Origin of the sequence: Rhodococcus sp. ACPA4 (genome assembly GCF_002300185.1) — a bacterium.
In the GTDB taxonomy this organism is placed as follows: domain Bacteria; phylum Actinomycetota; class Actinomycetes; order Mycobacteriales; family Mycobacteriaceae; genus Rhodococcus_F; species Rhodococcus_F globerula.
On the sequence record NZ_NSDY01000001.1, the window covers coordinates 632,064 to 644,249 of the forward strand.

11 protein-coding genes are annotated in these 12,186 nt (G+C 64.2%); 7 read left to right on the top strand and 4 right to left on the bottom strand.

Annotation, left to right across the window (positions count from 1 at the left end; translation table 11 throughout):
• The first annotated feature begins 114 nt into the window (after positions 1–114).
• The 6 genes from CJ178_RS02890 to CJ178_RS02915 all read left to right on the top strand — a co-directional run bounded on the left by CJ178_RS02890 (position 115) and on the right by CJ178_RS02915 (position 6,066).
• The gene (locus CJ178_RS02890) at positions 115–846 is read left to right on the top strand and encodes a class III extradiol dioxygenase subunit B-like domain-containing protein (RefSeq protein WP_095886068.1); all 732 of its coding nucleotides are present in this window, start codon (positions 115–117) and stop codon (positions 844–846) included.
• Positions 843–1,784, top strand: coding sequence for a tRNA (adenosine(37)-N6)-dimethylallyltransferase MiaA (miaA, locus tag CJ178_RS02895; RefSeq protein ID WP_095887805.1), 942 nt, complete (start codon positions 843–845; stop codon positions 1,782–1,784). Before CJ178_RS02890 ends, miaA begins: the two co-directional genes overlap by 4 nt.
• 50 nt (positions 1,785–1,834) lie before the next feature.
• Entirely contained in the window at positions 1,835–2,551 is a 717-nt protein-coding gene (locus CJ178_RS02900; protein ID WP_257012986.1) for a class F sortase, read from the top strand.
• 31 nt (positions 2,552–2,582) lie between these two features.
• Positions 2,583–3,452, top strand: a complete 870-nt coding sequence (gene dapF / locus CJ178_RS02905) for a diaminopimelate epimerase (protein ID WP_095886069.1) — start codon at positions 2,583–2,585, stop codon at positions 3,450–3,452.
• 66 nt (positions 3,453–3,518) lie between these two features.
• The gene (gene hflX, locus CJ178_RS02910; RefSeq protein ID WP_045067393.1) at positions 3,519–5,042 is read left to right on the top strand and encodes a GTPase HflX; all 1,524 of its coding nucleotides are present in this window, start codon (positions 3,519–3,521) and stop codon (positions 5,040–5,042) included.
• A 19-nt stretch (positions 5,043–5,061) separates the two neighbouring features.
• Positions 5,062–6,066 carry a hypothetical protein gene (locus tag CJ178_RS02915; RefSeq protein WP_257012987.1) on the top strand — a complete coding sequence of 335 codons (1,005 nt, stop codon included), beginning with the start codon at positions 5,062–5,064 and terminating at the stop codon, positions 6,064–6,066.
• A gap of 66 nt (positions 6,067–6,132) precedes the next feature.
• On the opposite strand, the gene CJ178_RS02920 is transcribed toward CJ178_RS02915, so the two are convergent.
• Genes CJ178_RS02920 through CJ178_RS02935 form a run of 4 tightly spaced genes read right to left on the bottom strand, consistent with a single transcriptional unit; the run spans position 6,133 to position 10,271 of the window.
• Complete coding sequence (locus CJ178_RS02920; protein ID WP_033234824.1) at positions 6,133–6,390, bottom strand: HPr family phosphocarrier protein; 258 nt, start codon at positions 6,388–6,390, stop codon at positions 6,133–6,135.
• 36 nt (positions 6,391–6,426) lie between these two features.
• Entirely contained in the window at positions 6,427–8,499 is a 2,073-nt protein-coding gene (locus CJ178_RS02925) for a PTS fructose transporter subunit IIABC (protein WP_095886070.1), read from the bottom strand.
• An 18-nt stretch (positions 8,500–8,517) separates the two neighbouring features.
• Positions 8,518–9,507 (bottom strand): 1-phosphofructokinase, encoded by a 990-nt coding sequence (gene pfkB / locus CJ178_RS02930; protein ID WP_033234822.1) that lies wholly within the window; start codon positions 9,505–9,507, stop codon positions 8,518–8,520.
• Complete coding sequence (locus CJ178_RS02935) at positions 9,504–10,271, bottom strand: DeoR/GlpR family DNA-binding transcription regulator (RefSeq protein ID WP_045067396.1); 768 nt, start codon at positions 10,269–10,271, stop codon at positions 9,504–9,506. The genes pfkB and CJ178_RS02935 overlap by 4 nt, the downstream gene beginning before the upstream one ends.
• Positions 10,272–10,476: 205 nt before the next feature.
• On the opposite strand from CJ178_RS02935, the gene CJ178_RS02940 reads away from it, so the two are divergent.
• The gene (locus CJ178_RS02940) at positions 10,477–12,150 is read left to right on the top strand and encodes a phosphoenolpyruvate--protein phosphotransferase (RefSeq protein ID WP_095886071.1); all 1,674 of its coding nucleotides are present in this window, start codon (positions 10,477–10,479) and stop codon (positions 12,148–12,150) included.
• Positions 12,151–12,186 lie beyond the last annotated feature (36 nt).

Genomic DNA, 12,186 nt, shown 5'->3' on the forward strand with positions numbered 1-12,186 from the left:
CGGCTGCCTGATCGCATTCCTGGTTCCATTGAACCCGGTACTCACGTTCTACGACTATTGAATCAGGTAACAGGGTGTCAGGTTGTCACCTCGGGTTGGACTAGCGTGGCATCTGTGTTCACAGCTGCCGCACTGGTCCCGTCACCCCCACTTCTTGTTCCCCAATTGTCGGGCGACTCGGCTCCGGCCGGCGAGGTCAGGGCGGCTGTGCTCCAGGTAGTTCAGGAACTGGCAGCCACGGCGACGCGATGGATCGCCGTGGGCGCCGACACCGAGAAAGTCCTGGAAACGGCTGGAACAGCAGGCGTGGGACGGGGAGAAGTCGGGACCTTTGCCGGCTTCGGAGCTGACGTTCGCACCCGACTCGACGGCGATGCCCGCGGGCCGGTCAATCCGGAGCTGCCGTTGACTGCTCTGGTCGCGGGCTGGCTCCGCGAGCAGGCCGGGCCGGACGTGTCCGTCGATGTACACCTGATTTCAACTAACGCGTCGGTGGACGAATGCCGCACACTCGGCGCGCGGCTGCGTGAACTCCTGGACGCCGGAGACGAGCCGGTCGGCCTGCTGGTCCTCGCTGATGGAGCGTCGACCTTGACCCCCAAGGCGCCGGGCAGCTTCGACGAGCGAGCCGCGCCACTTCAGGCAGTGATCGACGCTGCGCTCGAGCAGGGTGATCGGGCGGCGCTTCTGGACCTGGATCCTGCGCTGTGCGACGAGATAGGTGCGTCGGGCCGGGCCGCGTGGCAGGTCTTGGCGTCGGTCTTCACCGAGCAACCCGACGCGGTGGTGCACTACAGCAGTGCACCGCTTGGCGTCGGCTATCACGTCGGGATGTGGCGCCGGTGAGCAAAACCGCGGATTCTAAAGCTGGAGATTGTCGACCCATCGCCGTGGTCGGTCCGACGGCTGCGGGCAAGTCCGATCTTGCGCTCGATCTGGCGCAGGAGTTCGGCGGCGAGATCATCAACATCGACGCGATGCAGCTCTATCGCGGCATGGATATCGGAACTGCAAAACTTTCACCCGGTGAACGTCGGGGGATTCCGCATCACCTGCTCGACGTGCTCGATGTCACCGAGACGGCCACTGTGGCGCGGTACCAACACGACGCCATGACAATCGCGGAGCGGCTGATGGCGGAGGGCAAAGTACCCGTCATCGTCGGTGGTTCCATGATGTACGTGCAGTCACTTCTCGACGAGTGGGCCTTCCCGGCTACGGACCCTGTTGTGCGTGCGCGGTGGGAGTCTGTTCTTGCCGACGAGGGGATTGCGGCGGTGCATGCCGCGCTGGTGGCGGCGGATCCCACCGCGGCTGCGTCGATCCTTCCGACCGACGGTCGCCGCATGGTGCGGGCGCTGGAGGTGGTGGAGTTGACCGGTCAGCCCTTCGCGGCATCAGCTCCGCAGATCGGTGAACCTCGTTGGGGCACAAGGATATTAGGTGTCGATCGGGAGACGGAACGGTTGGATGCGCGTATTCGACTGCGTACGGAGTTGATGTTCGACACCGGATTGGTCGGTGAAGTCGAGGCGTTGATCGAGCAGGGTCTTCGCGACGGCGTGACAGCGCCGCGAGCGATCGGCTACGCACAGGTGCTGGCGCATCTCGACGGTGAGTACAACCTCGCTGAGGCGCTCGAACGTACCTTCATCGGGACTCGACGATACGTTCGGCGTCAGCGGTCGTGGTTCCGTCGCGATCCGCGAGTGCACTGGCTCGACGGCGGCGCTGACGATTTGCTGGACGCCGCGCGCGCAGCTGTAGAGGGGGAAATTCGCTAGTTGCACGGCCCGATGTGTAACGAATCCCCGAATTCAGCTATCTTACAGTTATGGATATCGGTCATGGTGACCGGCTGACGAAGGGTGAAGAGAACATGGTGCAGACGGCGGCGCACGCTCGAACGCCCCGCAGGCGCAAGACAACTCTGCCCCTGATTCTTCTCCTCGTCGTGTTTCTCGCGGCGGGTGGCATCCTCGTCTACCTGGCTGTCAGTGCCGCGGGAAAACCGATCAGCGCACCATTGCCCGATGCTCCGTTCGAGGTCGGAACAGCGCCGGACCCCGGCATGGTCTGGGCTGCGGCACCGACCGATCTGCCTCCGAACACACTCGCGATCCCGGACCTCGACGTGCGGGCCGACATCGTGACCAGTGGTCTGGGCGCCAATCGCGGCATGATCCTTCCGCACCCCGACAAGGTCTCGCACTTCCTCAACGACGTACATTTCGGTGAGCCGGACGGCACCAATCTTGTTGCCGGGCACGTCGACGACGGCGACCGCACCCACGGCGCGCTCTGGCCGTTGCACCAGATCAAACCGGGAACGCCGATCTACGCCACCGACGACGCGGGCACCATGTACACGTACACCGCGGCGAGTCTGAAGCTCTACGAGAAGGTGGCGTTGCCGGCCGAGTTCTTCGAGGACACGGGTGCACCGAGGCTGGTTCTGGTTACCTGCGGCGGCCCGACGGTTCCTGATCCGTCGATGCCCTCCGGATTCACTTATGAGCACAACCTGGTGGTCACGGCCTCACCGGCGTAACGGTCTGGTAGGTCCGGATAGGATGGCGCCCATGGATTTCAGCAAGGGCCACGGCACTCAGAACGACTTTGTCGTGCTTCCCGATCTCGATGTCGCGATCGATCTCGAGCCGGCGCGCGTCACAGCGCTCTGTGACCGTCGTCAGGGATTGGGCGCCGACGGGATTCTGCGTGTCGCGCGGGCCGGTGCACTCGCCGATGCCGGTGTCCTGACCGAGATTCCGACGGGAATTGCCGCCGACGACTGGTTCATGGACTACCGCAACGGCGACGGCTCGATCGCCGAGATGTGTGGCAACGGTGTTCGCGTGTTCGCGCATTACCTGACTGCCTCCGGCCTCGAGAACCGTCGCGAGTTCGTGGTCGGCAGCCGGGCCGGAGCGAGGCCGGTGGTAGTTCACGCCACAGGCGCCACCGCGGGTGATGTGACCGTAGGCATGGGAACCGTCACCGAGCTGGGGACCAGCAGCGCCAGCATCGAAGGCAGGGCCTTCACCGGGCTGGGAATCGATGTCGGCAATCCGCACCTGGCCTGCGTCGAGAAGGATCTGCACGCCGAGCAGTTGGCGGCCCTCGATCTGTCCATCGCACCGGCATTCGATCCGGCGTTCTTCCCGCATGGCGTGAACGTTGAATTCGTGACGCCACTCGAAGACGGCGGCGTCAGCATGCGGGTGTACGAGCGCGGTGTCGGCGAGACTCGCTCGTGTGGCACCGGAACTGTTGCCGCAGCCGCTGCGGCGCTGCGCCACGACGGTCGCAGCGACGGCACCGTCACCGTCAAGGTTCTCGGCGGCGCGGTTCAGGTTGCGATCGACAAGGGTGTTGCCGAGCTTCGCGGACCGTCGGTTCTGCTCGCAGCCGGATCGATCAGCGATGACTGGTGGCGATCACTTGCGTGAGCTGCGTATGCCGTGCGCGAAAAGCGGATGCGCCGCTGTGAGGTTTCGTGGGAACATGGATCTTGTATGACGAAATCACATGACAATCAAGAATCCACTGCAGACGAGTCTGCAGAATCGTTTGCTGCCGACTCTTCACCGGCAGGCGAGCAGGCCGAGTACACAGCCGACGAGTCCGACTACGCAGCGTCTTCCGGTTCCGGAACGCCGTCGGTTGGTGAAATGCAGCTTTCCGAGCGTGGTGCATTGCGCCGCGTTGCGGGACTGTCCACCGAGTTGGAAGACGTCACCGAGGTCGAGTACCGCCAGCTGCGCCTCGAGCGTGTTGTCCTGGTCGGTGTCTGGACCCAGGGAACTGCTGAGCAGGCAGAGTCCAGCATGGCCGAGTTGGCTGCACTGGCGGACACGGCCGGATCAGAGGTTCTCGACAGCTTGGTACAGCGCCGCGACAAACCCGATACGGCTACGTACATCGGTTCCGGCAAGGCCCAGGAACTACGTGAAATCGTGCTCTCGACCGGCGCCGACACGGTCGTCTGCGACGGTGAATTGACACCTGCGCAGCTCACCGCGCTGGAGAAGATCGTCAAGGTCAAGGTCATCGACCGCACCGCCCTGATTCTCGATATCTTTGCTCAGCACGCCACGTCCCGCGAAGGTAAAGCTCAGGTCGCTTTCGCTCAGATGGAGTACATGCTTCCTCGCCTGCGTGGTTGGGGCGAGTCGATGTCGCGCCAGGCTGGTGGCCGTGCCGGCAGCAACGGCGGTGTGGGCCTGCGTGGTCCCGGTGAGACCAAGATCGAAACCGACCGTCGACGCATTCGTGAGCGCATGGCAAAACTGCGGCGCGAGATCAAGGCCATGAAGGCGGCCCGCGACACCAAGCGGACGCGTCGACTGCGCAGTGACATCCCCGCTGTTGCCATCGTCGGCTACACCAACGCCGGTAAGTCGAGCTTGCTCAATTCGCTCACCGGGGCAGGCGTACTGGTGGAAAACGCACTGTTCGCCACCCTGGATCCGACTACTCGTCGGGCGTCGCTCGAAGACGGCCGCGAGTACGTACTGACCGACACCGTCGGTTTTGTTCGGCACCTTCCTACCCAGTTGATCGAGGCATTCCGCTCGACCCTGGAAGAGGTTGCCGACGCGAATCTGCTGATGCACGTCGTGGACGGTTCCGATGCGTTGCCCACCGAACAGATCAAAGCTGTTCGGGAAGTGATCACGGACGTTCTGCGCGAGACCAATTCGCCTGCGCCGCCGGAGTTGATCGTGGTGAACAAGATCGACGCCGCAGATCCCGTGACGCTCACGCAGTTGCGTGCGTTGCTTCCCGGCGCTGTGTTCGTCTCTGCCAAGACGGGCGAGGGAATTGCGGAATTGCGGGCCCACCTTGCCGAGGTTCTGGTGCGCCCCGACGTGGAAGTCGACGTTCTGGTTCCGTACCACCGCGGCGATCTGATGGCCAAGATCCATTCCGACGGAACAATTCTGGAGTCGGCTCACGAGGAATCGGGAACCCGGGTTCACGCGCGCGTTCCACAGATGTTGGCGTCGGCTCTGGTCGAGTACGCACCGAGTGCGTAGTTGGTCGAGTACGCACCGAGTGCGTAGTTCTTACTTCGCAACTGCCGCTGCCACCGGCGCACTGGTAGTCCTGCTGTCCGGAAGTGCTGGAGCGCAATCGAATACACCCGTCCCGGAGACGGGTGTATTCGAGCCACTCTGCACACCGACCGATCCCGGACTCGAGGAACTCTCCGGCATGGTGGCCGTCGGCAACCGGATCTACGGGGTCGGCGACAGTGGAAACGACGAAGTTGTCCTGGAACTGGACACCGATTGTGTTGTGCGAAACCGGATTCCCGTTCCGATCGACCCGTACGACATCGAGGATCTCGCGTGGTACGACGGATCGCTGATTCTCGCGGACATCGGCGACAACCTCAGGACCCGCGAGACCGTTGCGTTCATCACGCTCGACCCCGCGTCGGGTAGCGCGTCGTTGCATCGCGCGACCTACCCAGACGGACCGCACGACGCCGAAGCAGTGCTGGTCGATCGAAGTGGCCGCGTATTCGTCGTCACGAAGGAACTTTTCGGAACGAGCAGTATCTACACACCAGCGCAGGGCCAGAGTATTTCCGCGCTGGCCGAACCCGGGCCGACACCGTTGACGCGAGTCGGAACACTCAGCACAGGGGACGGGACTGCCGCTTCGATGTTCACCGGCGGCGCGGTGTCCGCAGACGGTTCGGTGGTGGCCCTGCGGAATTATTCGGATGTCTATCTCTACCGGGTCGGCGAGAAGGGGATCGGCGCCGCACTCACCGAGGGGCGGCCGCTACGCATCCCGACGCCGTATCAACCTCAAGGTGAGTCCGTCACCTTCACGGAAGCCGGCGATCTGGTGATCGGTTCCGAGTCGAAGGGTGAAGCGCTTCCGCCTCTGTACGTCTTGCGCGGCGCAGTCGAGATGGCACTCGCGTCGCAAAACGGAGAGTCAGCGGGCGAAGAGTCGAGCAACGCAGCGGTGTGGGGCATTGCCGGCGGTGTTGTTGTGATCGCCATCGGTGGTGGTCTGCTCGTCCGCTTCCGAAGGCGCAGATAGAAACACAGCAGATAGAAACACCAAAGCCGGACACTCATACGAGCGTCCGGCTCTGGTGACGGATATTCAGGCGTCGAGGTCGGCAGCAACCAACTCGGCAACCTTCTCGAGGGCGTCGATGTCGTCGGATTCGATGGTGACTTCGGCACCCTTGGCGGCGCCGAGCGTCATGATCATCAGCGCCGAGCCTGCGTCCACGGGTTCTTCGCCGGCAACGGCGAGAGTCACGGTGGCTCCGGAGGCGCCCACCGCTTCGGCGATGAGGGCAGCGGGGCGCGCGTGGAGGCCAACTGCGGAACCTACGGCAACTGTCTTACTTGGCATGAGAACTCCTCAGGGTGGTGGTGGGTGTGATGTCGATCATGCCGCAGCGGGCACGATTTCGGGGTCCAACTCGGCGTCTGTCGGGCCACTGCGGATGAACTGTTTTGCGCCGATGACCGCCAGCGCAGCTACGACGGTTCCGGCGGCGAGAGAAACCAGGAACCAGCCGATTCCGCCGACTGCGAAGAATACGAAGATTCCGCCGTGCGGAGCGCTCAGTGTGACGTCGAATGCCATGATCAGACCGCCGGTGATGGCGCCGCCGGCCATCATCGAGGGAATGACACGCAACGGGTCGGCAGCGGCAAAGGGGATGGCGCCTTCGGAGATGAAGGCAGCGCCGAGCAACCAGGCAGCTTTTCCGTTTTCACGTTCTGCTTCACTGAACAACTGGGGGCGCAGGACGGTGGATGCAAGTGCCATCGCGAGCGGCGGGACCATGCCGGCCGCCATGACGGCGGCCATGATGCGCAGCGATGCGGGGTCGTCGACGTTCAGACCGGCTACGGCGAAGGCGTAAGCAGCTTTGTTGACCGGTCCGCCCAGGTCGAAGCACATCATCAGGCCGAGGATGATGCCGAGGAAGATGGCGGAGCTACCCGAGAGTCCGTTGAGCCAGTCGGTGAGTCCGGTGGTGATCGCGGCCAAGGGGCGACCGAGGACCAGGAACATCAGTGCGCCGACGATCATGGTGGCGAACAGCGGAATGATCACGACGGGCATCAATCCGCGGAGCCACTGCGGTACGGAGATCCGGCCGATGTACAGCGCGACCACACCGGCGATCAGACCGCCGACGAGGCCGCCGATGAATCCGGCACCGACAAAGACGGCTACCGCGCCGGCCGTGAAACCGGGGGCGATACCTGGCCTGTCGGCGATGGCAAAGGCTATGTAACCCGCGAGCGCCGGCACGAGGAAGCTGAAGGCCAGCGAACCGATCTGGAAGAGTACGGCGCCGAGGTAGGTGGCGAGGCCGCCGTCAGGCAGGTTTGTCAGTGAGTTGTTGAGAACGATGTCCCCGGCGGGACCGGAGATTTCGTAACCGCCGAGGAGGAAGCCGAGTGCGATGAGCAACCCACCGGCGGCGACAAACGGAATCATGTAGCTGACACCGGTCAGAAGGACCTGCCGCAGGTGCGTGCCGAACCCGACGTCGCCGGTCTCGCCGTCATCCGCGCCGGCAGCGACAGTCCCGTCCACCGTTGCCGCTGAGGGATTGTCAGCGGCGCGGAGTGCTTCGGCCAGCATCTTGTCCGGTTCGTTGATCGCCCGTTTCACTCCGGACGCCACGACGGGTTTACCGGCGAACCGCTCGCGGCCCTTCACCCCGACATCGGTGGCAAAGATGACGGCCGCGGCACTTGCGATCAGCGACGGAGAGAGCGGTGTGCTGCCGCTCGAACCCTGTGTTTCCACGTGGACCGTGACACCGGCGCGTTCACCGGCGGCAACAAGCGAGTCAGCGGCCATGTACGTGTGGGCGATTCCGGTGGGGCAGGCCGTGACGGCAACGACGTGACGCTCGGCAGCGGCAGGCGGGGCCGGTTCCGGCGGCGTCGGCTCGGCTGAGTGTTTCGCTGTGGAAACAGCGGCAGCTGCCGGCTCTGGAGTAGACGGCTTTGCCGGTGCCGGATTGAGCACCTCGTCGACCAACCGCACGATCTCATCCGGCGTCGGGGCTTCCCGAAGGGATGTGACAAATGCGGGTCGCACCAGGGCGCGAGCCAGCGACGACAGGAGCTTCATGTGTTCTGCGCCGGCGCCCTCGGGGGCGGCGATCAGGAACACCAGGTCGGCAGGACCGTCCGGGGCTCCGAAGTCGACCTTCGGATCGAGGCGCGCAAACCCCAGCGACGCCGACGTCACGGCCTCGGCGCGGCAATGCGGGATCGCGATTCCGCCGGGTAGGCCGGTGGCGGACTGCGCTTCGCGGGCCAGGGCGGCGTCGACCAGACCGTCGGCGTTGTCGGCGCGTCCCGCCGCGGTCAGTCGCGCGGCCAGCGCACGGATGACGTCCTCTTTCGAGGCGCCGAGATTGGTGTCGAGTGAGATCAGTTCTGGGCTGATGATCGGGGAGCCGGAACTGCGTGCGGTGGGTTCGGACATGTCGATTTCCTTACGGCGTCAGGCGAGTTCGGTGGGCAGGGCGGGTGCGGATGTGGCAGACGAGATCGTGACGCCTGCAAGATCGACTTGATCTGGAGTCGGGAGGGTAGTGCCGGGGAGGGAGGCGGCAGCGCTTCCGTAGGCGACAGCGTGGCGAAGGCATTCCCCTGGATCAGCCCCGGCGGTCGCGGCGAGGATGTATCCGGCAAGTGAGGAATCGCCCGCGCCGACGGTACTGACCGCGACGATCGGGGGAGCGGTGGCAATCCAGGTGCCTTCGGCGGTGACCAATACGGCTCCCGCTGCTCCGAGAGTTGCGAGCACCGCGCCGACACCGCGTTCGACCAGAAGAGTGGCCGCAGCGATCGCCGGCCCCGGATCGCCTTCTTGTGCAGCATTTTCCAGGGCATTGCCGTCGACGCCGGTGAGTTGCGCCAACTCCTCGCCGTTGGGCTTGAGGAGATCCGGCGCCGTGAGCGGAAAGTTCTCGGCAAGAGCGGACAGTGGCGCGTCGGAGGTGTCGACCGCGACCTTGCAGGGGTGATCGCGCAGTGCCGCAACAAGTTCGCCGTACCAGCCGGGATCAACGCCAGGTGGAATGGAACCGGACAGCACAATCCAGCTGGCTACATCTGCTCGTGAAACGAGTTCGCGTGCCAGGTTGTCGAGTGTCGTGCCGGAGAGGGCCGCGCCAGGTTCGTTGATCTTTGTTGTGGTTCCGTCCGGTTCGGCGACGGTGATGTTGGTGCGCGCGAGGCCCTCGGTTGCGACGCCGAGGTGGGGGATTGCGCCATCTGCAAGTGTGCTGAGGAGCGGGTCGCCCGGGTTTCCGGGAAGAATCGCGAGAACCTCGAGTTTCGCCGCGCTCAGGACGCGTGCCACGTTCACCCCCTTGCCGCCCGGATCGCTGCGCGTGGAGTGGGCTCGCAGGACTGAGCCACGCTGGAGTGGTTGCTCCAGTTGCACCGTTCGGTCGATGCTCGGGTTGGCTGTCAGGGTGACGATCATGCGATGACTACCTCGATTCCCTGGTCGTGGAACTCGGACGTGTCGGTCGGGGTGATGTCCTCGTCGGTGATGAGGACGTCGATGCTGCTCAACGGCGCGAAGCTGATGAGATGCTCGCGGCCCACCTTGCTTGAATCTGCTAGTACCACTACGTGATTGGCGGCCTTGACCATTGCTCGTTTGACTGCTGCCTCCTCGCTGTCCGGGGTGGACAGTCCGTGTCCGAGGCTGATGGCATTTGTGCCGATGAAGGCGACATCGACACGCAAGGTGCCGAGCAGTCGTAGTGCGTCCTCGCCGACCGCTGCTTGGGTGACTCCGCGAACCCGGCCGCCGACGAGGATGAGCGATACCGAGTTCATCGACGCGAGTCGCGCTCCGATCGGAACGGAATTGGTGATCGCAGTGAAGTCGAGATCGGTCGGAATTTCGGTAATCATCCGACCGGTGGTGGTGCCGGCGTCGAAGAGTGCGCTACCGCCGTTCGGCGGCAGGTACGACAGCGCGCAACGGGCGATGCGGTCTTTCTGTTCCGCGCGGGTTTGATCACGTTCGGCCATGCCGGGTTCGGTGACGTGCAGTGAGGCGGTGGGTACTGCGCCGCCGTGGACGCGTCGTACCTGCCCGATTCGTTCGAGGAAGGCCAGATCGCGTCTGACGGTTTCGGTGGTGACGCCGAAGGTCTCGGACAGTGCCGCCACGGACATGCGTCCTCGCTGCGACACCATCGTGCCTATCGCTTGTTGGCGTTCTTCCGCGTACACAGTCTCTCCGTTGCTGGTGCCGGTCGTGATTCGCGGGTGCGGTGCGAGTCACAGTCAATGTTGCTTTATGTTGTTTTACGCCCGAGTGTGTTGACATGTCAAGAGTTGCGAGTAATCTTCGTCACAACAAAGCTGAACAGGAAGTCGGCGCGGCGTGGGACCTACGGTTGGTGGCCAGTCGGGCAAATCGTTTCTAGGAGGACCGATGACCGAACAGATCGATATCGCGAGTGTGCATGGAACACCGGTTGTTCCCGGAGTCGCTTACGGCCCGGCAATCTGGCCGTCCCAGCGCCCCGAGTTGATCGCAGAAGCCCCACCAATGGACGAGTCGGTGCGGGCCGCCGCTCAGGACGACTTCATCGCCGCGGCCAAGACGGTGGAAGGGCGACTGCTCGCCCGAGCGGCCTCTGCCACTGGCGCTGCCGCAGAGGTGCTGACGGCAAATGCGGCTATGGCAGCTGACCGGGGCTGGATCGGGATAGCGAAGAAATCCATCGCTGCCGGGGTGCCTCCGGTTCAGGCCACCATCGCAGCGACCGAACAGTTCGTGACGATGTTCACGAAACTCGGCGGGGTGATGGCAGAGCGTGTGACGGACCTCAAGGACATTCGCGATCGGGTGATCGCAGAGCTGTCCGGACTGCCGGAACCCGGAATTCCCGCCCCCGAGACGCCGTCCGTTCTGTGCGCCGACGATCTTGCGCCGGCTGACACGGCTGGTCTCGACGCGACCAAGATCATCGGACTCGTGACCATCCTTGGTGGTCCCACCAGCCACACCGCGATCATCGCCCGCCAGCTGGGAATTCCGTGCATCGTGGCAGTCAAGGACCTCGAGACGGTGCAAGCCGGTACTCCCGTACTGATCGACGGGACCACCGGTGAGGTGATCAGCAATCCCGATGCAGACAAGGCAAAGGCGCTGGTCGAGCAGTCCAGACTCGAGCGTGAGCGGGTCAGCACCTGGGTGGGCCCAGGGCGCACAGCCGACGGTCGGCCCGTCGACGTACTGGCCAATGTCCAGGACGGCGCAGGTGCCCGGGCGGCGGCGCTCACCGCAGCTGACGGTATCGGACTGTTCCGCACCGAACTGTGTTTCCTCGGACGTGAAACCGAGCCGACCGTGGACGAGCAGGCGGCAATCTATACCGAAGTTCTGGAAGCGTTTGCGGGCAAGAAGATCATCGTCCGCACCCTCGATGCCGGGTCGGACAAGCCATTGAAGTTCGCCAATCATCAGGAGGAGGCGAATCCCGCTCTCGGTGTTCGAGGCGTCCGAATTGCCTGGCAGGACATGGGAATTCTCGATCGGCAACTCGACGCGATCGCCGCTGCAGCAGCTCGTACGGGCTCGTCGCCGTGGGTCATGGCGCCGATGATCGCGACCCCGGCGGAAGCCAAGCGCTTTGCCGAGGCCGTCCGAGTCCGTGGCCTCGTTCCCGGCGTCATGGTCGAGGTCCCGGCTGCGGCTTTGCTCGCTGATCAGATCCTCGAGCACGTCGAGTTTCTCTCCATCGGCACCAATGACTTGGCTCAGTACACGATGGCCGCCGATCGGATGTCGTCCGAACTCGCGGAGCTCACCGATCCGTGGCAACCGGCGGTGCTCGCATTGGTTGCTCGTACCGCGCAGGCCGGTCAGGCAGTCGGCAAGCGCGTCGGTGTGTGCGGAGAGGCGGCGGCGGACCCGTTGTTGGCGTGCGTTCTTGCCGGACTCGGTGTTTCGTCACTCTCGTGTGCTGCCGCGTCCGTTGCGGGCGTCGGGGCCAAGGTCGGTTCCGTCACCATGGAGCAGTGTGTCGCTGCGGCTGCCGCAGTACTTGCCACTGGCGATCCGGCGTCGGCACGAAAGGCTGCTGCACTCGCCCTGAGTTGAACCGAATGAGGTCGCAGTACCAGCACTGACCTAGTA